Genomic DNA, 22813 nt, shown 5'->3' on the forward strand with positions numbered 1-22813 from the left:
GTCCGCTTGCGTCAGCTGCGCGAGGCCTGCTTCAACAGCTTAGGGCTGACGAACAGGACGAGCTTGCCGCGCCGGAACGAGACGTCGTTCCAGTCGTCGGTCGCGAAGTCGAAGACGGCGAGCCCCGAGGTCGGCAGATTGTCGCCGAGCGCGCGCTTGGCGGCCTCGTCGCCGCTGCCGGTCAGGGTCAGCGCGAGCTCGTGCATGCCGGGATTATGGCCGATCAGCATCAGCCGCTTCGGATCGGTGACCGAAGCCATCCGGATCGCGGTCAGCAATTGCACCGGATCGGCGCCGTAGAGGTCCGGCACGAATTCGACTTTCGGCGCATGCCCGGCGTCCTTCAGCGCCTCGCGCACGATCTCCCAGGTCTGCCTGGTGCGGACCGCCGGCGAGACCAGCGCCAGATTGGGCAGGGGCGGATGACGGGCGATCCAGCCGCCGATCTCCGCTGCGTCGCGGTGGCCGCGCTCGTCGAGACGGCGGTCCTGGTCGTGCCCCGAAGGCGCGTCGTGTTCGGTTTTGGCGTGACGCAGGAGCAGCAAACGGCGCATGGACTTCCATTCTCGATTCGGTCAGGTCGAATTAATTCTACAGGCTCATGCCCTGGACAAGGTGACAAGCGCCGCGGCGGTTCGTAAGAAACGCCATGAGCGAGAGTTCCACAAGTGCGGCAGACGGCCCCGATCAGGCGGCCTCGCCGTTCCGCGACCGTCTGGCGTTCGACCTCGACGTCGACATTTGCGTGGTCGGGGCGGGGCTGGCCGGCCTGACCGTGGCGCGTGAGGCGGCGCGGCTCGGTGCGAGCGTTGCGGTGCTCGAGGGCCGCCAGATCGGCTGGAACGCCTCCGGTCACCATCTCGGCACCGTGATGCCGGGATTCGGCCTGCCGATATCAGATGTGATCGAGCGCGTCGGCCTCAACGATGCCCGCGAATTGTGGGCGCTGTCGAAGGAGGGTGCCGATTATGTCCGCGCCACCGCTACCGAGGATTTGATCCCGGGCATCAAGCCGAGCGATGGCGCGCTGGAAGTCTCCAATGTCGATGTCGGCGAGGCGTTGATCAGCCGCCTGCAGACGCTGGGCGAGGATTTCGCGACCGAGGTCGAGGGCTGGCAGGTCGATCGCGTGCGCGGCGTGCTTAGGACCGGCCGCTATTTCCACGGCATCTATTATCCGAAGGCGTTCCAGATCGATGGCCGCAAATATGTGCACGGCCTCGCCGCGCTGGCGATGCGAGCTGGCGTGCGGATCTTCGAGGAGACGCCGGTCGTCAGCATCGATTTTTCCGGCATCCGCAAACGCATCGTGACGCCGACGGCGCGGCTGCGCGCCAATCATATTGTCCTCGCCGGCAATATCCATCTCGGAGCGCCGTTGAAGCGGCTGTCCGATACGCTGCTGCCGGTGTGGCGCTACGCGGCATTGACCGAGCCGCTCGGGGAGCGGCTAGCCGAGACCATCGCCTTTCCCGGCTCGGTCGTCGACAGCGACGGCATCGACCATTTCCGTGTCGTCGATGGCGATAGGCTGTTGTGGGCCAGCCCCGAGACCACTTGGGACGCACGGCCGGAGCGCCTCGGCTCAGCGGTGCAGCGCCGCGTCGCCACGGTGTTTCCGCAACTCGGCAAGGTTCCGATCGCGGAGATGTTCGGTGGCGCGGTCGGCGTCACCGTGCACGGCATGCCGCAGATCGGCCAGTTGCGCCGGGGCCTGTGGGTGGCGAGCGGCTTCGGCCGGCAGGGACTCAACACCTCGGCGCTCGCCGGGCAACTGATCGCGCGCAGCATCCTGTGGGGTGACGATCGCTGGCGGCTGTTTTCGCCGTTCGAGCTGGTCTGGGCCGGCGGCGCCACCGGCCGCGTCGCCGGTCATTTCGTCAGCCTGTGGGCGAGGGGGGCCTCGTCCGTGGCGGGTGTTCTGGCGCGCTACCGCGAGGGTGCACGTGCGAAGGAACGCCTGCGCGAGGCGCGGCTCGCCGAGGCCAATCTCAGGGCGGGAACCAGGGGACCCGCACCCCGCCGTCCACCCCCGTCGGCTGTGCGGCCGGCGCGTCCGTCCGCGCCCAGGCCGATCGAGGACGGCGAGGCGCCGTATCCGGGTGCCTCGCAAGAAAGTGAGCGGATCTCCGACGGGCGGATGTAACGTCCGCCGGCGGGGTTCGTATCTGTTGACGAACCTCGGGCGCGCCCCCCGAGCCGTCCGCACCGGAGATGATTGATGATCGATCGCCGCATCCTGCTTGCTTCCGTCGCCGGCCTGTTCGGCTTCGCCGCCTTCCGCTGGCTGCGCGCCTCGCCGGCGCAGGCCGCCGAGAAATTCGAGATCGAGAAGACCGACGCCGAATGGCGCGCGCAGCTGACGCCGCAGCAATACGAGATCCTGCGCAACCAGGGCACCGAGCGGCCGGGATCGAGCCCGCTGCTCAAGGAGCACCGCAAGGGCACCTTCGCCTGCGCCGGTTGCGACCTGCCGCTGTTCTCGTCCGAGACCAAGTATGAGAGCGGCACCGGCTGGCCGAGCTTCTGGAAGCCGTTGGAGAATGCGGTCGGCACGACGTCGGACCGCACCTTCGGCATGGTGCGCACCGAGGTGCATTGCCGCCGCTGCGGCGGCCATCTCGGCCACGTCTTCGACGACGGCCCGAAACCGACCGGACTGCGGTACTGCATGGACGGTTTCGCGCTGGTGTTTCACCCGGCGGCGCCATCGGCGACCTGACATTCCTTCCCGGCAATTGTTGCCGCTCCCGGCAAATGTGCCCCGGTCGAACGACCGGGGCATTTTTTTCAAGCGGATGATTTTGTTACGTTTTGTTTCGTGGCACGACCTTTGCGACATGCTCCGCCGATGCGGCCATTCCTGTGATTGCCAGCCGCCGGGAATCGAATTGGAGAACATGTCATGGGTATCTTCGGCGCTCTCACGACGGCTGTCGGTGGCTTGCGCGCAGGGTCGTACGCGCTCGAAAACATCTCCGGCAACATCGCCAACTCGCAGACCACCGCCTTCAAGCGCATCGATACCTCGTTCCTCGACCTCGTCCCGCAGACCGCGCTGACCGCGCAACTTGCCGGCGGCGTCACCGCGCAGTCCCGTTCGACCAACTCGGTGCAGGGCGACGTCCAGTCGGCATCGGTCGCGACCTTCATGGCGATCAACGGCAACGGTTTCTTCGCGGTGCAGAAGCCCGGCAGCTTCACCGACGGCGCCCCGGTGTTCGACGGCGTTGACCGCTATACCCGCCGCGGCGATTTCCAGCTCAACAAGGACGGCTATCTCGTCAACGGCGCCGGCTACTATCTCGAGGGCGTGCCGATCGACCCGACCACCGGCAACCCGGCGGGCTCATCGCCGCAGGTGCTGCAATTCAAGAACGACTTCCTGCCGGCGCAGCAGACCACCAAGATCGACTATCGCGCCAACCTCGCGTCCTATCCCTTGACCACGGCGCACGACACTTCGGTTCCCGGTTCGGAGCTGATCCGGCCGGGCGCGTTCAGCAGTGGAAATAATCCGTTGGTGCTGGGCACGCCGGCGGCGCCGTATACCGATTCCGCCATCACCGGCACCGCGCAAAACAACAAGGCGACGCCGTCGGTGGCCATTACCGCCGCGACCCTGCTTTCGGGCGCAGCCGGCACCGATTCGATCAATACCAACTTCAGCGCCGGCTCCGCCGGCCCGCCCGTCGTGCCCGCCGACACGATTACGGTCAACGGCACCGTCATCACCTTCGTGGCTTCGGGGGCGACCGGCAACCAGCTCAACGTCACCGATAGCATCGGAACGCTGCTTGCGAAGATCGACGCGATTACCGGTACCACGACGTCATCGACGATCAGCGGCGGCAAGATCACCTTGCACTCCGGCAAATTGGCCGATCTCAACGTGACGAGCTCGAACGCGACCGCCTTTGCGGCGCTCGGCTTCACCGGGTCGGCGGTTGCGGTTCGCGGCGGCGGCGGCACGGTCGGCACCGGCCAGGTTGTCGGCAACGACAACTCGACCTTCCTGAACGAATCCGTCTCGGGCGGCGCCGTCACGGCCTACGACGTGTCGGGCGCGCCGGTGAACCTGCAATTCCGCTGGGCCAAGACCGACAGCTCTTCGCTGGGCAGCGGACATACCGACACTTGGAACCTGTTCTATCAGGTCAATCCCAATGCGACCGGCACGCAGGTCTCCTGGCAGAACGTCAATGTCAACTTCACCTTCGCCTCGAACGGCCAGATGTCGCCGGCGATCTCCTCGGTGGCGCTCACCAATGCCGTCGTCAACGGCGTGTCGCTCGGCAGCCCCGTGATCAATTTCGGCTCCGGTGGCGTGACCCAGTTCGCCGACGCCAACGGCAACGTTCAGGTCAACCAGATCCAGCAGGACGGTTTCCCCGCCGGCCAGCTGCAGTCGGTCAGCGTCTCGACCAACGGTCGCATCGTCGGCAACTACACCAACGGCCGCAACATCGACCTCGCCGAAATCTCGGTGGCGACCTTCAACGGCACCAACTTCCTCAAGCGCATCGACGGCGGTGCGTTCGAGGCGACCGACGAGTCCGGCGCGGCGCTGTTCGGCAAGGCCGGCACCATCGTCGGCTCCTCGCTCGAGAGCTCGAACACCGATATTGCCGACGAATTCACCAAGCTAATCGTGACCCAGCAGGCCTATTCGGCAAACACCAAGGTGATCACGACGACCAATTCGATGGTGCAGGACCTCCTGAACGTGGTGCGCTGATCGCGTCGTTGCTGCACGTGTGAAGAAGTAAAGGCGAGTATACATCATGGGTTTGAGCCAAGCCCTTTCCACCGCGATGTCGGGCCTGCGCGCCACGCAGGCCTCGCTCTCGCTCGTGTCGTCGAACGTCGCCAACGCGGAGACGCCCGGCTACGTCAGGAAGACGCTGAACCAGACTACCGGCACCACCGGCCAGTACGGATCGAGCGTCCTCATCACCGGCGTCAACCGCCAGCTCGACGAATTCCTGCAGACCCAGCTTCGCACCGAGACGTCGGGCGCGGCCTATGCCGACGTCCGCTCGGATTTCCTGGCCAATCTGCAGGGCGTGTACGGCAATCCCGACTCCACCGGCACGATCGAGGACGCCTACAACAAGTTCCTGACCGCGCTGCAGGGGCTGTCGACCAGCCCGGAATCGCAGTCGGCCCGCATCGGCGTGATCAATGCCGCGCAATCGATGGCGCAGCAGCTCAACGCGACCTCGCAGGGAATCCAGACGCTGCGCGCCAACGCCGAGGCCGGCATCAGCGACTCCATCAACAGCGCCAACAATGCGTTGCAGCAGATTGCCCGCCTCAATGTCCAGCTGGCGGCCAATGGCGGCACGACCGATGCCTCGACCGCGGCATTGCTCGATCAGCGCGACCGCTACGTCACGCAGCTCTCGCAGCTGATGGACATCCGCACCGTCACCAACAGCCAGAACCAGGTGAGCGTGTTCACCAATTCCGGCGTGCAGCTGGTCGGCACCGAGGCCGCGACGCTCAGCTTCAACGCCCAGGGCACGATGACGCCCAACACGTTGTACAATACCGACCCGACCAAGAGCACCGTCGGCGCCATCACCATCACGTTCCCGCATGGCGGCACCTATGACATGGTGTCGACCAACTCGATTCGCTCCGGCAAGATCGCCGCCTATCTCGAGTTGCGCGACAACACGCTGGCGCAGGCCCAGACACAGATCGATCAGTTTGCCGCCGCGATGTCGAGCGCGTTGTCGGACAAGACGACCGCGGGCACCGCGGCGACGGCGGGGGCGCAGTCCGGCTTCGACCTCGATCTCTCGGGGCTGCAGAACGGCAACACCATCCACGTCTCCTACAAGGACAATACCACCGGCCTGACGCATAATCTGTCGATCATTCGCGTCGACGATCCGAGCGTACTGCCGCTGAGCAATACCGCGACCGTCGATCCGAACGACGAGGTGCTGGGCATTGATTTCTCGGGCGGCATGAGCGCGGTGCTGTCGCAGCTCAACGGCGCACTCGGCGGAACCGGTCTGCAATTCTCCAATCCGTCGGGGTCGACGCTGCGCGTGCTCGACGACGGCGCCGCCAACAAGGCCGATGTGACCGCGGCGTCGGTCACATCGACGGTTTCGTCGCTGACCTCGGGCGATCCGCACCTTCCGCTGTTCACCGAGAATGGCGGGCTCTACACCGGCGCGATCACCGCGAACGGCTCGCAGACCATCGGCCTTGCCGCGCGCATCAGCGTCAACACCGGCTTGATCGGCGATCCCTCGCGCATGGTGGTGTACTCGACCAATCCGCAGACGCCGGCCGGCGACACCACGCGCGCCAACCTCGTTCTGAACCAGCTGTCGAACGCCTCGTACAGCTATTCGCCGCAGACCGGCCTTGGCACGTCAGGCGCGCCGTTCACCGGCACCTTACTGAACTTTGCCAAGCAGTTCATCAGCCAGCAGGGCGAGTCGGCGACCGCCGCCAAGCAGCTGGCTGACGGCCAGGACGTCGTGCTGAACACGCTGCAGACCAAGATGGACTCGACTTCCGGCGTCAACATGGACGAGGAGATGGCGCATCTGCTTTCGCTGCAGAACGCCTATTCCGCCAATGCGCGCGTGATGTCGTCGATCAAGCAGATGTACGACGCGCTGCTGCAGCTCACGTGAGGGTAACATGTCGATCGACGGCGTAAGCGGCAGAACTTCCTATATCGGCACCACGATCCTCAACCTGCGGAATCAGCTCAATGACCTGACCACGCAGCTTGCGACCGGCAAGGTATCGACCACCTATGCGGGGCAGGGGCTCGATCGCGGTTTCGCGCTCAGCCTGCGCGCGCAGATCAGCGGCATCAACGCGTTCTCCGATACCGCCACCAACCTCAACACGCGCCTGAGTGTCGCGAACCTCACCTTGCAGGGCCTCTCGGACGTCGGGACCCAGGTGAAGAACGCCGCGACGACGGCGACGCTGACGCTCAACGATAGCGGCCAGACCTCGGGCCAGATCACGGCGCAGGCGGCCTTCGCCAACGCGGTCGCGATGCTGAACAGCCAGTCCGGCGACCGCTATCTGTTTTCCGGCCGCGCGATGGATACGCCGGCCACGGTGTCCGCCGATACCATGCTCAAGGGCACGGCAACCCAGGCCGGCCTGACGCAGCTCATCAATGAGCGCAAGCAGGCCGATCAGGGCGCCGGCATGATGGGGCGCCTGAGCGTCTCGTCGCCGCCGGCGACCACGACGGTAACGAGTATCGCCGAGGACGGCTCGCCGTTCGGCCTGAAGCTTTTGTCGGTGCAGTCGTCGTTGACGGGTGGCGCCACGGTGACGCAGCCGGCCGGCACGCCGAAGACCGCGTCGGTCGATCTCGGCGCCGTCAATCCGAAGGACGGCGACAAGATCAAGTTCAACTTCACGCTGCCCGACGGCACCACCGAAGCGATCGAACTCACGGCGACGACGACGAACCCGCCGCCCGCCGGCTCGTTCCTGATCGGCACCGACACCGCGGCGACGACGGCCAACCTGCAGTCGACGCTGACCTTGTCGATCAAGACGTTGAGCGACACGTCGCTGGTCGCGGCGTCCGCGGTGGCGGCGTCGAACAATTTCTTCAATCCGGTCGCTACCGTCTCGGGCGCGGCGGTCAACAACCATAACACGCCGCCGGCGCCGATCAGCGGCGCCACGGCGCTGTCGGGGGCGACGGGCACCGACTCGCTGTCGACGAGCTTTGCCGCCGGCGATACCATCACGGTGAATGGCACGCCGATCACCTTCGTGGCCTCGGGCGCCACCGGCAACCAGGTCAACGTCACCGACAGCGTGCAGACGCTGATGGCCAAGATCGACCAGATCAGCGGCACCAAGAACCCGTCGACCATCAGCAACGGCGCGATCACCTTGCACGGCGCCGACGGCGAGAGCCTGTCGATCTCGAGCTCCAATACAGCCGCACTCGGCGCGCTCGGCATCGCCAACAACACCACCGCAGCGCCGGCGCCGCTCAGGGTGGGGGGACCGCCGTTCGACACCGCGACCAACCTGGTCGCGGGCACGCCCGGCAACACCGTCTACTGGTATACCGGCGAGAATGGCCCGGGGTCGGCGCGCGGCACCGCGGTCGCGCAGGTCGATCAGTCGATCACCGTGCAGTATGGCGCGCGCGCCAACGAGCAGGCCTTCCGCTATTTGCTGCAGAACGTCGCGGTGTACGCAGCGGTCACCACCAATGCCAGCAACCCGAATGCGAGCGCGCAGGTGACGGCGCTCGCGCAGCGCGTGAGCGCCAACCTCGCCCCGCAAAACGGTCAGCAGCAGATCCAGGACGTGCAGGCCGAATTCGCCGGTGCCCAGACTGCGACCAAGGCGGCCACTGATCGGCAGACCCAGCTGAAGGGGATGGCGGAAACGATGCTCGACTCGGTCGAGGGCGTCAATCAGGACGAGGTCGCGACCAAGATCCTGGCGCTGCAAACCAGCTTGCAGGCGTCGTACCAGACCACGTCGATGCTGTATCAGACGACGCTGCTGAAATATCTGCCGATCAGCTGATCACGCGCCCCTGAACTCCAGCCAGCAAAAAGGCCTCCGCGCGGAGGCCTTTTTCGTTGAGGCGAGTGGGGCTGGGGCGTTTTCAAGCGACGTGGACGCCGGTTCGCGTGAAGAAAACGCGTCAAAACAAGAAGCTCTAGGCGCTCTTGCGTGCGTCGTCGCGATCGGCGTTCTGCTGGTCGCGCGCGGTTTCCAGCAGCTTCTCTTCGTGCGCGATCAGCTTCTTGGATTCCTTCAACGCGTGATAGAGGTCGCCGTTGAGGATGAAGTTGTTGACGCTTTCGATGAAGGGCCACGCGCTCGGCATCGCGGTGATGATGTCGCGCACCAAACTGAAATAGGTCGGGTGGTGCGCCATCGGATCCGGCGACAGATACATCAGCTGCACTGCCAGATAGATCAGCTTCGCCGGCGTGTCCGCGGTCTCGGGCGTCAAGATATCCTTCTCGCGCAGGATCGGGATGCGGTCGCCGTCGATCAGCAGGCGGGCGCGCTGGTCGGTGTTGGTGATCACGCAATTGCCGACGATGATGCGTTCGTTCGGTTTGAGTTCGACCTTCAGGGCCATGACCGTTCTCCTTTGCCTGCAGTCGCGCGACGTCTTCGCTGGCGGAGCGAAGTGGTTCGGCACTGCTTAGCAGCCGCCGTTGCGGGCAGGGGCCGATGCGACAGCGATCCTTTCCCATGATGGTTAATGCTTGGTGAACGAGGGGCGGGCGCGAACGTCTGTACGTCGTCGGAATTGACAGTCATGTCAGTAGTTTTCGGGACGAACCTCGCCCAATGGCGCCAATTTTATTCTTCGGCCTTTGTCTCAAATGCCGTGCTGGAGATTTCTTTTTCCTTCGCGGCTTGACCGCAGGATCCGGCCATCCGCCCGATCAGAAAGGATTGGAGCGGCTTTTTTCTCAGTTTCACACCAGAAAGGTATGAAAATGTCCGATATCATTCTCTCCTCCTCCGTTCGCCAGAACCTCCTCTCCCTCCAGTCCACCGCCGATCTGCTCTCCACGACGCAGAACCGCCTTGCCACCGGCAAGAAGGTCAACACGGCGCTCGACAACCCGACCAACTTCTTCACCGCGCAGTCGCTCGACAACCGCGCCAGCGACATCAACAACCTGCTCGACGGCATCGGCAACGGCGTGCAGGTGCTGCAGGCCGCCAACACCGGCATCACCTCGCTGCAGAAGCTGGTCGATACCGCGAAGTCGATTGCCAACCAGGTGCTGCAGAGCCCGACCGGCTACACCACCAGGTCGACGGTCACCTCCACCGCGGCGCTCGGCGGCACCTCTGCCAACCTCGTCGACGGCACCACGATCAAGAGCGGCGACGTGCTGGCGATCGCGGCTTCGGCCGGCCAACCCGCCTTCAGCTTCACCTTCGGGGCCAGCACGTCGCTGGCGCAGCTGAACACGTCGCTGGCGGCCAGCAACCTGACGGCGAGCCTCGACAGCTCCAACAAGCTCGTCATCACCACGACCAATGACGCGGCGTCCTCGACGATCGGTGCGGTGACCTTCACCAACACCGGCGGCGGCACCGCGACGTTCAGCGCGGCCGGCACGGCCCCGGTTGCCGACCAGGCGTCGCAGTCGGCGCGCGCCGCTCTGGTGACGCAGTACAACAACACCATCGCGCAGATCACGACCACGGCGCAGGACGCGTCGTTCAACGGCATCAACCTGTTGAACGGCGACAGCCTGAAGCTGACTTTCAACGAGACCGGCAAGTCGACGCTCAGCATCACCGGCGTCACCTTCAATGCCAGCGGCCTCGGTCTGAAGGCGCTGACCGCCGGCACCGACTTCCTCGACAACAACTCGGCGAACAGCGTCATCTCGTCGCTGAGCTCGGCGAGCTCCGCGTTGCGCAGCGAAGCCTCGACGCTCGGTTCGAACCTGTCGATCGTGCAGATCCGCCAGGACTTCTCGAAGAACCTGATCAACGTGCTGCAGACCGGTTCGTCCAACCTGACGCTGGCCGACACCAACGAGGAAGCGGCCAACAGCCAGGCGCTGTCGACCCGCCAGTCGATCGCGGTCTCCGCGCTGGCGCTCGCCAACCAGAGCCAGCAGAGCGTGCTGCAGCTGCTCCGCTAACCGTGCCGACAAGTGCTTCGAGAACGGCGGGGGAAACCCCGCCGTTTTCTTTTGTCTCCGGGATATTACGGTGTCTGTCCATGCCGTCAGAACGACGCATTTCGTAACGCCTGCTAACCATATTTAAAGGCGCCGGATGCATAAATATCGGGCGCTAGAATTGCGTCTTCGCGGCTCGAGAAATCCGCATCCCATCGAGGTCATTGAATGTCGAATGCAGCCCAGGCCTACGCTCGTACCTCCACGATGACGGCGTCCCCACGTGAAATCGAAGCGCAGGCGCTGTTGAAGGCCGCGCGGCAGCTGCAGGAAGTCCAGACGAACTGGAACGGTCCCGACAAGGCGCTCGATCACGCGTTGCTGTTCAACCGCCGGCTGTGGTCGATCTTTCTCAGCGCCGCGCAGGGCGACGACAATCCGCAGCCGCTCGAGATTCGCCAGAACATCGCCAATATCGGCGTGTTCGTGATGAAGCAGACTGTCGACATCCAGATGAATCCGGATCCGGCGAAACTGAAGTCGCTGATCGATATCAACTGCAATATCGCCGCCGGCCTCTCGGGTCGCGGCTGATCGATCGATTCCTGACGGAGCCCTCGGCATGGCCGACGTGTTGAGCATCCTGTCGGCCAACTACAAGGCCGCCGGCCTGACGGTCCCGTCGAAGACGCCCTATGTGGCCGTCGATCCGAACCTCTATGAGGGCAGCTGGAGCGGCAAGTACGCCAACAACAAGTCGTTCAACATCTCGGTGTCGAACGTCGATGGCTTCCGCGCCAAGGTCCACTACCAGAGCGACGGCACCAGCAAGTATCAGGACGTGCTGATCAAGGATGGCGGGTTCCGGATCGGCGATACCAAGTTCGCGCTGGTGCAGCAGGGGACGGCGTTGATCGCCAATGTCGTCACCGATCCGGCCACCGGGGCGACCTATCTCGACAAGGCCTACGCCACGCAGAAGACCTGAGCGGTCGTTGCTCCGCGCTAGGCGCGGCGATCGGTGGCGCGCACCCGCGTCGGCGCGTCCTTGCTGAGATCGAGCGCGTGGAAATAGGCGCGGCGGCGCAATACGGCTTCTTCCGGAAACTGCCTCACCACCAAATTCGTGCGATTATCGACCACCTGATAGACCACGGCGCGCGCGTCGCGGTCGATGATGACCTGGTCGCTGACCGACGGAGCCTGATTTGAAATCGATGCGTTGACGGCGTTGGGATCGATGGTGACGCGCACGCTCGGCTCCGGAGCGGTGACGCTCTGGCTCGCCGGCAGTTCAGTCTTGACCGCCTTCTGCGCCGTATCGCTCGTGGGAGAGACCATCGGCGCCGCGACCGGTGCCCCCACCGGCTTGATGTTGAAATCTGTACTCATGGCAGCCTCGTAGTGCACAGGCACTAGTTTGCTTGAGTCAAATCCCAACCCCTCACGGTCCGCAACTCTACGGGGAACCTCTCAATAGGCTGTTAGAAAACACGCTGAATGCCGCGCTGCCGGGGCGGCGTCGAATTGAGCTAAATTGTAGGCGTAGGCGTCAGAGTGTGCGGCTGATCGCGATCGGCGTCATGTTGCGCGGGCCCGGCGTGGCGCGCTGTCCGCTTGCGGTATAGGTGTTCGGAATGTTGCGGCGCTGCACCTCGGCATTGACGCCGCGCACGATGCCTTCGGAGACGGCGTGCGCCGTTGCAAGCACGGTCAAATTGACCTGCAGCATGGCGCGGAACGTCTCGTGATGACGGCGCAGTGTCGCGAGCAGCTCGGGATCGGTCTGCGACAGCATCTTCTGCATCGATTTCAGATGCTCCACCGCGAACATGTAGCGCCGCGACAGCTCGGACTTCTGCGGCTCGAGCCGCATGCCCTCGCGGATCTTGCCGGCGCGGACGAACTCGGTCTCCTGCTCGATCACGGCAAGCAGGCCGCTCATCACCTCGGTCAGCTCGTTGGCGAGACGCGCGACGTCCGGCGGCGTCGACGTCGCGGACCGCGCGGCGGGGGCGGATGCTACTGGCCGCGGCTGCTGTGGACGCTGGTTCATCGCGCTGCTCCTTGAAACCCTAGCCCTTGTTCGCCTGCTGCAGGATCAGCGAGCGGAACACCTCGTTGGAAATGCCGACGCCGCCGGCCTTGGCGAAATTCTTCGAGTATTCGTCGGTCAGCATCGACCGCCATGCGCCGGTGCCGACGGTGTCGCCGTACGGGCCATCGCCCTTCAGGCCGGTCGTCATCTGCGAGAACATCGAATTCAGGAACATCGATTCGAAATCGGTCGCGGTCGCCTTCGCCTTGGCGGCCTGCTGCGGCGTCACCTTCTTCAGCGCGTCCTGCAGTACGGGATCGGGGCGGCCGTTGAACATCGGCATCAACGCCTTGTTCGGCATGCTGCCGGTGGTGCTGTTGATCAGGCTCGCCATCACATCACCTCGATGTCGGCTTCGATCGCGCCGGCGGCCTTGATCGCCTGCAGGATACTGATGAGGTCGCGCGGTCCGATGCCGAGGCCATTGAGGCCGTCGACCAGCTGCTGCAGCGAGACGCCGTCCTTGACCACGGCGAACTTCTTGCCGTCCTCGCTGACGCCGACGCTGGTGCGCGGTGTCACGACTGTTCGGCCGCGCGACAGCGGATTGGGCTGGCTGACCTGCGGACTCTCGGAGATCGAGACGGTGAGATTGCCCTGCGCGACGGCGACGGTGGCGACGCGGACGTCGCGGCCCATCACGATGATGCCGGAACGCTCGTCGATCACGATCTTCGCCACGAGATCGGGATCGACCTGCAGCTGCTCGATCTCGGTCAGGAAGGCGACGACGTTGCCCTTGAACTCCGTCGGGATCGCAAGCTGCACCGTGGAGGGATCGATCGGCTCGGCGGTCTTGACGCCGAGATAGTCGTTGACGGCGGCGGCGATCCGCTTGGCGGTGGTGAAATCGGCGTTGCGCAGCGCGAGGCGCACATTGGGCAGGCGGTTGAGCGCGAACTCGATCTCGCGCTCGATGATGGCGCCGTTGGCGATCCGGCCGACGGTCGGGACGCCGCGTACGACGCTGGCGGCGGCACCTTCGGCCGCGAAGCCGGCGACCGCCACCGATCCCTGCGCCACCGCATAGACATTGCCGTCGGCGCCGAGCAGGGGGGTGACGAGCAGGGTGCCGCCCTGCAGGTTCTTGGCATCGCCGAGCGCCGAGACGGTGACGTCCATGCGCGTGCCCTGGGTGCCGAACGCCGGCAGATTGCCGGTCACCATCACGGCGGCGACGTTGCCGGTGCGGATGGTGGCGCCGCGGATGTTGACGCCCATGCGCTCGAGCATCGCCTGCAGCGATTGCTTGGTGAAGGGGATGTTGTTGAGCGTATCGCCGGTGCCGTTGAGGCCGACCACGAGGCCGTAGCCGATCAGCTGGTTCTGGCGCACGCCCTCGATATTGGCGAGATCCTTGATCCGCGACGTCGCGGCCGCCGGCATGACGGAGGCCGCCAGCGCCAGCAGCACGGCGCAGGCCACTCCGAACAGATTTGCGATGCGGATGCCGGGCATCCCGATGCTCCCCTCGAACTGAACTCGCGGATTGCGCGACACTCCCATGACGGCGATCCGCCATTAACCATGCGAGCTGCGTGCCACTCCGCTTCGCTTGGGCAATGTGTTGATATATTTATCGAAATTGTCGGGTCGTCATTTTGCTCCGGTTCGCCAGGGAGCGCGAAACTGCCGCGCGGCGGCAGAAATTGCCGGGTCGTTTACGCGCCGTTAACCATAAAACAGCGATGCTCGGCCCATTCAGGCCTGCGGGATCATCACGACGATGCGCATCTACGGACCGAACGGCACCACGCTTGGCACGTCTACCAGCGCCACGCGGCGCACCTCGTCGAGCGGCTTCTCGCTGCCGGATGCGACGACCGCGCAGGAGGAGGTGCGCTCCACCGCGGCGCCGAAGGCCGCCGCCAGCCTCGATGCGCTGCTCGCGCTGCAGGGCGTCGAGGACCCGACCGAACGCCGCAAGCGCTCGGTGGCCCGCGGCAAGGGCGCGCTCGACGTGCTCGATGCGCTCAAGCTCGGCCTGCTGTCCGGCAATTTCGATTCTTCGACAGTGAACCGGCTGCGTGACGCCGCGGCGAGCCTGAAGGAATCTTCCGGCGACCCCGGCCTCGATGCCGTGCTCGGCGAGATCGAACTGCGCGTCGAGGTCGAGCTCGCCAAGGCCGGGCAATACTAGGCTCCTCTCGATCAACTCACCTGTCCCACGCCGCCAGTGCCTGCAGGTGCCTCAAGCCGCCAGCGCCTTGCGCTGCGCGTCGTAGCGGCGCTGCGCGGCCAGCACCTCCTTCAGATTCCGTTCGGCCCAGTCGCGCAGCGGATCGACGGCTTCGGCGAGCGTCGATCCGAGCGGCGTGATTGAATACTCCACCGTCACCGGCACCGTTGCGATCGCCCGGCGACGCAGCAGCCCGTCGCGCTCCAGGCTTTTCAGCACCTGCGACAGCATCTTCTGCGAGATGCCTTCGATCGCGCGTCGGAGCTGGTTGAAGCGCATCGGCTCGCTGCGCAGCAGCAGCAGGATCAGCACCGCCCATTTGTCGCCGACCCGGTCGAGGATCTGGCGCGTCGGGCAATTGGCGGCATAGGCGTCCGGCTTGAGGCTCGTGGCTTTCATCGCGGTTACTCCGGCGTGATCAGGTGAGGCGAGAGTGCCTTCTTCACACCTACATCCTCTTCGCTATCTAGTCACCATTGGAAACCATCAATCGGAGACTTGAGATGAAGATCGCCATCGCCGGCGCGTCCGGCCAGGCCGGCTCGCGCATCACCGCGGAACTCGCCCGCCGCGGCCACGCCGTCACCGCCATCGCCCGCAACCCGGAGAAGATCGCCAGCCTGCCCAATGTCACCGCCCGCAAGGGTGACGCGAACGACCAGGCCGCCTTGGCTGCGCTGTGGGCCGGCCACGATGCCGCGGTCAGTTCGATCCATTTCCTGGCCAGCGACCCCGCCAAGCTGATCGGGGCGGCCAAGTCGTCCGGGGTCGGCCGCTATCTCGTGGTCGGCGGCGCCGGCAGCCTTGAGGTGGCGCCGGGCGTCCGCCTGGTGACCACCCCCAACTTTCCGCCCCAATACAAGGCCGAGGCCTCCAAGGGGGCTGAATTCCTCGACCTGCTGCGCCAGGAGAAGGACCTGAACTGGACCTTCTTGTCGCCCTCGGCCCTGTTCGTGGCGGGCGAGCGGACCGGCAAGTTCCGCCTCGGAACCGACCAGCTCTTGACCGCAGCCGACGGCAAAAGCTCGATCTCGTTCGAGGATTTCGCAGTTGCACTCGCCGACGAAATCGAGCGTCCGGCCCATATCCGCCGGCGTTTCACGATCGGTTATTGAGGGGGCAGGGCCGTCCCCGGGCAGGGCGGATAAGTTTGCCTGTGCAAGGCCTTGGGGGCGGCCCGCCTTTCGCGGTGGCAGATATTGTCTGTCACATGACGTGGCTATATAAGGCGCCGCGCGGAGGAGTTGTGTTCCCTCCGCCTGACAGGGACATGGCTGCCTTTGGAAAAGCTGAAGAACTACCGGCCGACTGAAAAAGAGCCTTTCATGAATGAGCGGCAGCGCGATTATTTCCGCGCCAAGCTGCTGGCCTGGAAGGATGAAATCCTCCGCGAATCGAAGGTCACGTTGCAGACGTTGCAGGAAGAGAACGTCAATCATCCCGACCTCGCGGACCGAGCGTCCTCGGAAACCGACCGCGCGATCGAGCTTCGTGCCCGCGACCGTCAGCGCAAGCTGATCTCCAAGATCGACGCGGCGCTCCAGCGCATCGAAGACAACACCTACGGCTATTGCGAAGAGACCGGTGAACCGATCTCGCTGAAGCGGCTCGAAGCTCGCCCGATCGCAACGCTGTCGGTGGAGGCGCAGGAACGCCACGAGAAGCGCGAGAAGGTCTATCGCGACGAATAGTGGCGACGGATCGCCACGGATTGCTACCGGCGCGTACCGGTTGTACGTTCGCGCCGCTATGATGACACGCACTCTCAACATCGCTTCGGTGTTTTTCCTGGGCTGATCCCGCTTCCTCCTGGAAGCGCCGAGCGGCCCCACGAGCTTTCGCTCCTGGGATTCCAGTGAAACCGAATGAGCCGGTCAGGTTCCGCGCATCGCGGAGCATCGATGGCTGGCGACAGTTTGAGAGACAATCATGACCCATCGAAACGACGCGCGTGCGCTTGACGGCGCGCAGATCGAGCAATTCATCCAACAGGGCTTTGTCCGGATCGACAGCGCCTTTCCCCGGGAACTCGCCGACCAGGGACGCGCCGTCATGTGGCGCGACCTGCCATGCAGCGAGCACGATCCTGCGACCTGGACGCGCCCGGTGATCCGGCTGCCCGGCTATGGCGGTGCGCCGTTTCGCGAAGCGATCAACACGCCGCTGCTGCACCGGGCGTTCGATCAGATCGCCGGTCCCGGCCGCTGGCGCCCGCGCGACGACATCGGAACCTTTCCGGTGCGCTTCCCGCATCCGGACGATCCCGGCGATGCCGGCTGGCACGTCGACGTCAGCTTCCCCGGCGAGGATTGCGACCCGAACGAGCGCAGCGACTTCTCCGCCTGGCGGGCCAATGTCGTTTCGCGTGGCCGGGCGCTGTTGCTGCTGTTCCTGTTCTCCGACGTCGGCGAGGACGACGCGCCGACCCGGATCAGGGTCGGCTCGCATTGGCCGATGGCGCGCTACCTCGCGCCGGCGGGCGAGGCCGGGCGCGCACGCATGGTGCTCGACGGTGTTGGCGCCGACTGCGAGGTCGCGCTCGCGACCGGCGAGGCCGGCACGGTCTATCTGTGCCATCCGTTGCTGGTGCATGCCGCGCAGAAGCATCGGGGCACGACACCGCGCTTCATGGCCCAGCCGTCGCTCGCTGCCGGCGAACCGTACCGGCTGGAACGCGCGGACGGTGCGTATTCGCCGGTCGAGATCGCGATCCGAAAGGCGCTTGGCATGGGGTGAAGTGCGATGATGCGTGGTCAAGCCTTGCCACGCATTCGCTGCACCTCTCCAGCTTGCGGGGTCGAGACGAGCGAAGCTCGCTCTTAGGTCGACGCGCGCAAGGCGCGCGGCGGGTGGGGGCTCTCTCCACGATGTGACTCGTGGAGATACCCCCACCCTAGCCTCGAGAGCGAGCTTCGCTCGCCTCGGACCCCGCAGGCGGGAGAGGGAATGTAATTCCTATGCCGAAACGGTTTATGGCGAGACGACGTTCAGGTCAGTCCGGCTCCGAGCGTCGTCGCACTTGCCGCGGCACTGCGCCGCGGGCCGAACGTCTTCGACCATGCCAGCAATTCGCGGAAAGCCGGCGTCAGGCTCCAGGCCGAATCCGTCAGCTCGTATTCGACCTGCAGCGGCTTCTCGGCGAGCACCTTGCGCGCCACCAGGCCGTCGCGCTCGAGCTCGCGCAGCTGCGCGGTCAGCATGTGCTGGGTGATCGGCGCGAGCGCGCGGCGCAGCGCGCCGAACCGCACGCCGCCATTCATCAGCGTGAACAGGATCTCGAACTTCCATTTTCCCCCGAGCGCCTGGATCGCGTGCTTGAATTCGATCAGCACATTGGGGTCGGTGGGACAGCTCTCGCATTCACCGCCGTCACACATATCGCTGGTATTGTTTTCCATACCGGTCTCGAATTTCATCCTACTTGTCCAAGGTCAGATAGTGACCAGATGCGGCCTGTGCAGGGCGGGCGGTGCAATGTTGGGCCCATCCGCCGAACCATGAAGAGGGCAGGGACATGAGCACGGTTTTGGTCACAGGCGGATCGGGATTCATCGGCGTGCATACGATTCTGCAGCTGCTTGCCGACGGGCATGCGGTGCGAACGACGGTGCGCAATCCCGGTCGCAGCAACGACGTGATCGCGATGCTGCGCGAGGGCGGTGCGTCGGCGCCCGACCAGGTCGGCTTCGTCATCGCCGACCTGTTGCGCGACGACGGTTGGCACGAAGCGGCCACCGGGTGCGACTACGTGCTGCATGTCGCATCGCCGCTCGGCGCCTATGTGCCCGAGGACGAGAACGAGCTGATCGTCCCGGCGCGGGAAGGCACGCTGCGGGTGTTGCGCGCCGCGCGTGACGCTGGCGTCAAGCGCGTGGTCGTGACGTCGTCGTTCGCGGCAATCGGCTACGGCCATCCGCCGCAAGCGGCGCCGTTCAACGAGACCGTGTGGTCCAATCTCGACGGTCCCGGCGTGCAGGCCTATCCGAAATCCAAGACGCTGGCCGAGCGCGCCGCCTGGGATTTCGTCGCGCGCGAAGGCAATGGCCTCGAGCTTGCCGTGGTCAATCCCACCGCGGTGTTCGGCCCGGCGCTCGGTGCCGATTTCTCCGAGTCGATCGGCATCATCAAGGCGCTGCTCGACGGCGCGATGCCGGCGGTGCCGCGGATCCATTTCGGCCTCGTTGACGTCCGCGATGTCGCCGACCTGCATCTGCGCGCCATGATGTCGCCCGAGGCCAGCGGTGAGCGCTTCCTGGCGGTCGCCGGCGAGACCATGTCGATCCTCGGGGTCGCCCGGGTGCTGCGCGCAAAACTCGGCAGCAAGGCGCGGCGTGTGCCGCGGTTCCAGGCGCCGGACTGGATGATGCGGCTCGCCGCACGGCGCAACCCGATGGCCCGTGCCGCGCTGCCGCTGCTCGGCAAGGTGCGCCGCGCGACCAGCGCCAAGGCGCAGCACCTGCTCGGCTGGCGCCCGCGCGGCAATGAGGAGATGATCGTCGCGACCGCCGAGAGCCTGATCCGGCTCGGCCTCGTCAAGGCCTGACCGCAGCTCCCGTGCAGCGTGCTTGCCAGACGCGTCGGCGAGTGCTGAATTGCAGCGAGCAGACGGAGGCGCCACCGCGCCGCCGAGAACACCAGGGAGGCTGCGCAGATGGATCGGGTCCTCGCGGCCGCAAAGGCGATCGCCAGCGCGCGCCGCAGCCGGGCGCCGCTCAAGGCGCTTCCGAAAGACGTGGTGCCGCGCGACGAAGCCGAAGGCTATCAGGTGCAGTACGCGCTGCACGCTCTGATGCAGCCACACGTGGGCAGCCTCGTCGGCTACAAGATCGGCTGCACCAGCGCGGTGATGCAGGAATATATCAACATCCCGCACCCCTGCGTCGGTGGCGTGTTCGAGAAGGTCGTGCATGACAGTGGCGTGCGGCTGCCGGCGGCCGAGTTCGTCCATGTCGGCGTCGAGTGCGAGATCGCGGTGCGGCTCGCCCGCAATCTCGCTCCCAGCGAGGCGCCGTTTACCGCCGAATGGGTCGCGGAAGCGATCGATGCCTACTATCCCGCGATCGAGATCGTCGACGACCGCTACGTCAAATGGGAGACATTGGGCGCGCCGACGCTGATTGCCGACGACTTCTTCGCCGCCGGTTGCGTGCTCGGGGAGGAGGTGCCGCGCATCACCGTGCCCGATCTGCGCGCGGTCGCGGGACGCGCGATCGTCAACGGCAAGGAAGAAGGCCGCGGCACCGGCGCCGACGTGCTCGGGCATCCCCACAACGCGCTCGCCTGGCTCGCCAATCATCTCGCCACTGAGGGCCGTGGCCTGCATGCCGGCCAGATCGTGCTGACCGGCAGCCTGGTCAAGACGGTGTGGCTGAAGGCGGGCGACACGGTCATGATGGAGCTCGACGGCCTCGGCAAGGTGGAAGCGGCCTTTACGTGAGGCAACGTTGTGCGAGCCTGCCTCCACATAAGGACGTCGTCCCTGCCTAGTGCGCAATTGCGCACGGGAGCAGGGACCCATAACCACGAATGCTGATTGTTGCGCGGCGCGGGAGCGACGAGCGCGGTTCGCGACAGCCGCTGCGGGGTATGGGTCCCTGCTTTCGCACTAGGGCATTTACACATCTCTTCGAGGCTAGAAAACCGACTCATCATCAAGGGGTTAGCTACTAGGCGAGAGCCGAAATCGGCGGGCGCAACCCTAGTGCAGATGAGTAAGTTCTCTGCGGTTTTCGGCCAACTCTTTGAGAAGACTCCGGAAAGACTGCGGAGGATATGTATATACGCTAGTGCGAAAGCAGGGACGACACCGAGTGTGTAGCGCGACCTTGACCTGACTTTACTGAATTCACCTGACTTTCAAGTCGCCGGGCGCTTGGCGTCCGTGACCAGTTCGACCTTGCCGTCGGTTAGCCGGTAGACCGCGCCAACCACCCTGAGCTTGCCCTGATCGACCGCGGCGCTGAGGATCGGCGTCGCCGATTTCAGCTTCGCGACGTTGTCGATGACGTTCTGCCTGATGGCGTTGGCGAGCCGGTCGCCTCCCTTGCCCTCGGTCGCCTTCACCGCCGGTGCGATCGCATTGACCAGCGAGGGCAGATGGCCGGGCAGGGTGGTGTTGTCCTTCAGCGACTTGATGGCGGCGTCGACCGCCCCGCAGCTGTCGTGGCCGAGCACCATGAACAGCGGCACGTTGAGCACGGCCGATGCATATTCCAGGCTCGCGATGGTCTCGTCGCTGGCGAAATTGCCCGCGATGCGGCAGACGAACAGATCGCCGCGGCCGGTGTCGAAGGCGTATTCCGGTGCGATGCGAGAGTCCGCGCAACTCAGGATGCCGGCGAACGGATTCTGTCCGCCGGCCAGCGCCTCGCGCTCGTGCTTGAAATCATGCCGCCGCGAGACGCCTTCGACATAGCGCAGATTGCCTTTCACCAGCCGCTCCAGTGCCGCGTCCGGCGCCAGCACATTCTGCGGCTTCGGCGGCGATTTGGTCTCCTTGGCGGAAACTGGCGGTGCAAGGGCTAGGCTGGCGGCGGTGCAGGCCGCGGCAGCGAGGAAGCGGCGCCGGGAGGTCTGGGTGGGAGCTGTGATTTCGCAAAGCTGGCACATCAAAAATCTCCGTAAAATTATCCGGGAATAGCAATCGCGTCCGTGCAAAGGTTGTAGATCATGCGCAGTGCCACCGCAACGACACGGTTTCATGCTCGGTCCCTGCTCCCATGTGCAATTGCGCACTAGGCAGGGATGACGGTGAGGACGAGTCGCAATTCAAGATGTCAAACAGCGCGGTGTGATGACCCGCTAAAGCGAAAGCGGGTGATCCAGTATTGCAGAGACGGCTGTGCTTGAGCCGAGAGGCCGCGGCGTACTGGATCGCCCGGTCCCGTCTTCGCCAAGGCTTCGACGAGGCCGTGCATCCTTGGCGCGCCGAAGCTTCAGCGGAGGCGGCGAGCCGGGTGATGACAGAGCGGATTCCACACACACGATCGTCGTCCTGGCGAAAGCCAGGACCCATAACCACCGCACCTGATGATGAACGGGATCGTGGCCCCAGCATCGCGCAACAACTCTCATTTGGGGTTGATGGTGTGGACGGCCCCCTACGGCATCAGTGTGCCAGAATGAGGTTGTCTAGATCTCATACATGGGAGCCGTCCGTGAACCAGATTATCCGCATTGGGATTGATACGTCGAAGTATATTTTTGCGCTGCATGGGGTTGATGCGGCGGAGCAGGTGGTGCTGCGCAAGAAGCTGTCGCGCAAACAAGTGCTGGAGTTCTTCGCCAAATTGCCGCCGACCGTGATCGGGATGGAGGCCTGCGGGGCTTCGCAACATTGGGCGCGGGAGCTTTCCAAGCTCGGTCACGAGGTGAAGCTGATGGCACCGCAGTTGGTCAAACCCTACGTGATGCGGAACAAGAATGACGGGCGGGATGCAGAAGGCCTGTGTGAAGCGATGAGCCGGCCGAGCATGCGCTTCGTGCCGGTGAAGACGGCCGAGCAGCAGGCCGCGCTGATGCTGATGGGTGTCCGCGACGGATTGATCGTCCGGCGCACCCAGCTGACCAATACGATACGCGGCCATGCGGCGGAGTATGGCCTGATCGCCCCCAAGGGACTGGACGCGATCGAACCCCTGCTGGTGCGGATTGCGCAGGACGAGACGCTTCCGGTTCTGGCGCGCGAGCTGTTTGTGGTGCTGGGCCGGGAGCGCGTCAGGCTCGAGGGTGAGTTGGAGGCGGTTGAGGCCAAGCTGATGGCCTGGCACCGCGCCGATGCCACGGGCCGGCGCTTGGCTCAGATCCCCTCGGTCGGTCCGATCGTTGCAACCGCGCTGGTGATGAAGACACCTGATCCGCGCACGTTCCGTTCTGGTCGTCATTTTGCGGCCTGGCTGG

At 65.0% G+C, this 22813-nt stretch carries 24 protein-coding genes; 15 read left to right on the top strand and 9 right to left on the bottom strand.

Going from position 1 to position 22813, the window contains the following annotated elements; genetic code table 11:
• Positions 1-11: 11 nt before the first annotated feature.
• Positions 12-554, bottom strand: coding sequence for a SixA phosphatase family protein (locus J6525_RS11925; RefSeq protein ID WP_225644577.1), 543 nt, complete (start codon positions 552-554; stop codon positions 12-14).
• A gap of 95 nt (positions 555-649) precedes the next feature.
• Here J6525_RS11925 and J6525_RS11930 point away from each other — a divergent pair, with 95 nt between their 5' ends.
• The 5 genes from J6525_RS11930 (at position 650) to J6525_RS11950 (ending at position 8553) form a co-directional block, all read left to right on the top strand.
• Positions 650-2146 (top strand): NAD(P)/FAD-dependent oxidoreductase, encoded by a 1497-nt coding sequence (locus J6525_RS11930; protein WP_225644579.1) that lies wholly within the window; start codon positions 650-652, stop codon positions 2144-2146.
• Positions 2147-2221: 75 nt separating this feature from the next.
• Positions 2222-2722, top strand: a complete 501-nt coding sequence (gene msrB / locus J6525_RS11935) for a peptide-methionine (R)-S-oxide reductase MsrB (protein ID WP_092084905.1) — start codon at positions 2222-2224, stop codon at positions 2720-2722.
• Between the two features lie 183 nt (positions 2723-2905).
• On the top strand, positions 2906-4738 hold the full coding sequence (locus tag J6525_RS11940; RefSeq protein ID WP_092084907.1) for a flagellar hook protein FlgE: 1833 nt from the start codon (positions 2906-2908) through the stop codon (positions 4736-4738).
• Between the two features lie 46 nt (positions 4739-4784).
• The gene (gene flgK / locus J6525_RS11945) at positions 4785-6662 is read left to right on the top strand and encodes a flagellar hook-associated protein FlgK (protein WP_225644581.1); all 1878 of its coding nucleotides are present in this window, start codon (positions 4785-4787) and stop codon (positions 6660-6662) included.
• A gap of 7 nt (positions 6663-6669) precedes the next feature.
• Positions 6670-8553 carry a flagellin family protein gene (locus J6525_RS11950; RefSeq protein ID WP_092084911.1) on the top strand — a complete coding sequence of 628 codons (1884 nt, stop codon included), beginning with the start codon at positions 6670-6672 and terminating at the stop codon, positions 8551-8553.
• Between the two features lie 136 nt (positions 8554-8689).
• Here the strand turns inward: J6525_RS11950 and flbT are convergent, their stop codons facing one another.
• Complete coding sequence (flbT, locus tag J6525_RS11955) at positions 8690-9121, bottom strand: flagellar biosynthesis repressor FlbT (protein ID WP_016847775.1); 432 nt, start codon at positions 9119-9121, stop codon at positions 8690-8692.
• 367 nt (positions 9122-9488) lie between these two features.
• Here flbT and J6525_RS11960 point away from each other — a divergent pair, with 367 nt between their 5' ends.
• The 3 genes from J6525_RS11960 to J6525_RS11970 all read left to right on the top strand — a co-directional run bounded on the left by J6525_RS11960 (position 9489) and on the right by J6525_RS11970 (position 11625).
• Positions 9489-10658: a flagellin N-terminal helical domain-containing protein gene (locus tag J6525_RS11960; RefSeq protein WP_092085044.1), complete on the top strand. Its 1170-nt coding sequence runs from the start codon at positions 9489-9491 to the stop codon at positions 10656-10658.
• Between the two features lie 207 nt (positions 10659-10865).
• Positions 10866-11231 carry a flagellar biosynthesis regulator FlaF gene (gene flaF / locus J6525_RS11965; protein ID WP_225644583.1) on the top strand — a complete coding sequence of 122 codons (366 nt, stop codon included), beginning with the start codon at positions 10866-10868 and terminating at the stop codon, positions 11229-11231.
• Between the two features lie 28 nt (positions 11232-11259).
• Positions 11260-11625 carry a hypothetical protein gene (locus J6525_RS11970; protein WP_016846761.1) on the top strand — a complete coding sequence of 122 codons (366 nt, stop codon included), beginning with the start codon at positions 11260-11262 and terminating at the stop codon, positions 11623-11625.
• Between the two features lie 17 nt (positions 11626-11642).
• On the opposite strand, the gene J6525_RS11975 is transcribed toward J6525_RS11970, so the two are convergent.
• From J6525_RS11975 to J6525_RS11990, 4 genes are all read right to left on the bottom strand, one after another.
• Positions 11643-12029: a hypothetical protein gene (locus tag J6525_RS11975; protein WP_028337698.1), complete on the bottom strand. Its 387-nt coding sequence runs from the start codon at positions 12027-12029 to the stop codon at positions 11643-11645.
• A 160-nt stretch (positions 12030-12189) separates the two neighbouring features.
• A complete protein-coding gene (locus J6525_RS11980) occupies positions 12190-12693 on the bottom strand; it encodes a hypothetical protein (RefSeq protein WP_225644585.1) in 504 nt (167 codons plus the stop codon).
• 19 nt (positions 12694-12712) lie between these two features.
• Positions 12713-13069, bottom strand: coding sequence for a flagellar assembly peptidoglycan hydrolase FlgJ (gene flgJ, locus J6525_RS11985; protein WP_168854999.1), 357 nt, complete (start codon positions 13067-13069; stop codon positions 12713-12715).
• Positions 13069-14193, bottom strand: a complete 1125-nt coding sequence (locus tag J6525_RS11990; protein WP_092085046.1) for a flagellar basal body P-ring protein FlgI — start codon at positions 14191-14193, stop codon at positions 13069-13071. The genes flgJ and J6525_RS11990 overlap by 1 nt, the downstream gene beginning before the upstream one ends.
• A gap of 268 nt (positions 14194-14461) precedes the next feature.
• Between J6525_RS11990 and J6525_RS11995 the strand changes: the two genes are divergently transcribed.
• Positions 14462-14875: a flagellar assembly protein FliX gene (locus J6525_RS11995; RefSeq protein WP_057016669.1), complete on the top strand. Its 414-nt coding sequence runs from the start codon at positions 14462-14464 to the stop codon at positions 14873-14875.
• A gap of 51 nt (positions 14876-14926) precedes the next feature.
• Here J6525_RS11995 and J6525_RS12000 read toward each other — a convergent pair whose 3' ends face one another.
• The gene (locus tag J6525_RS12000; RefSeq protein WP_137480133.1) at positions 14927-15313 is read right to left on the bottom strand and encodes a winged helix-turn-helix transcriptional regulator; all 387 of its coding nucleotides are present in this window, start codon (positions 15311-15313) and stop codon (positions 14927-14929) included.
• 104 nt (positions 15314-15417) lie between these two features.
• Between J6525_RS12000 and J6525_RS12005 the strand changes: the two genes are divergently transcribed.
• From J6525_RS12005 to J6525_RS12015, 3 genes are all read left to right on the top strand, one after another.
• Entirely contained in the window at positions 15418-16029 is a 612-nt protein-coding gene (locus J6525_RS12005; RefSeq protein WP_225644587.1) for an NAD(P)-dependent oxidoreductase, read from the top strand.
• A 210-nt stretch (positions 16030-16239) separates the two neighbouring features.
• A complete protein-coding gene (dksA, locus tag J6525_RS12010; RefSeq protein ID WP_170991616.1) occupies positions 16240-16605 on the top strand; it encodes an RNA polymerase-binding protein DksA in 366 nt (121 codons plus the stop codon).
• A 238-nt stretch (positions 16606-16843) separates the two neighbouring features.
• Complete coding sequence (locus J6525_RS12015; RefSeq protein ID WP_225644589.1) at positions 16844-17650, top strand: phytanoyl-CoA dioxygenase family protein; 807 nt, start codon at positions 16844-16846, stop codon at positions 17648-17650.
• 251 nt (positions 17651-17901) lie between these two features.
• Here the strand turns inward: J6525_RS12015 and J6525_RS12020 are convergent, their stop codons facing one another.
• Positions 17902-18330, bottom strand: a complete 429-nt coding sequence (locus J6525_RS12020; protein WP_225644591.1) for a winged helix-turn-helix transcriptional regulator — start codon at positions 18328-18330, stop codon at positions 17902-17904.
• 98 nt (positions 18331-18428) lie between these two features.
• Here J6525_RS12020 and J6525_RS12025 point away from each other — a divergent pair, with 98 nt between their 5' ends.
• Positions 18429-19457 carry an SDR family oxidoreductase gene (locus J6525_RS12025; protein WP_225644592.1) on the top strand — a complete coding sequence of 343 codons (1029 nt, stop codon included), beginning with the start codon at positions 18429-18431 and terminating at the stop codon, positions 19455-19457.
• A gap of 108 nt (positions 19458-19565) precedes the next feature.
• A complete protein-coding gene (locus J6525_RS12030) occupies positions 19566-20351 on the top strand; it encodes a 2-keto-4-pentenoate hydratase (protein ID WP_225644594.1) in 786 nt (261 codons plus the stop codon).
• A 419-nt stretch (positions 20352-20770) separates the two neighbouring features.
• Here the strand turns inward: J6525_RS12030 and J6525_RS12035 are convergent, their stop codons facing one another.
• Entirely contained in the window at positions 20771-21523 is a 753-nt protein-coding gene (locus J6525_RS12035) for a carbonic anhydrase (RefSeq protein WP_225644596.1), read from the bottom strand.
• A 548-nt stretch (positions 21524-22071) separates the two neighbouring features.
• Between J6525_RS12035 and J6525_RS12040 the strand changes: the two genes are divergently transcribed.
• The coding region (locus J6525_RS12040; protein WP_225644597.1) for an IS110 family RNA-guided transposase at positions 22072-22813 on the top strand (742 nt) is incomplete at its 3' end.

Source organism: Bradyrhizobium australafricanum (assembly GCF_020329495.1).
Classification (GTDB): Bacteria; Pseudomonadota; Alphaproteobacteria; order Rhizobiales; family Xanthobacteraceae; genus Bradyrhizobium; species Bradyrhizobium australafricanum.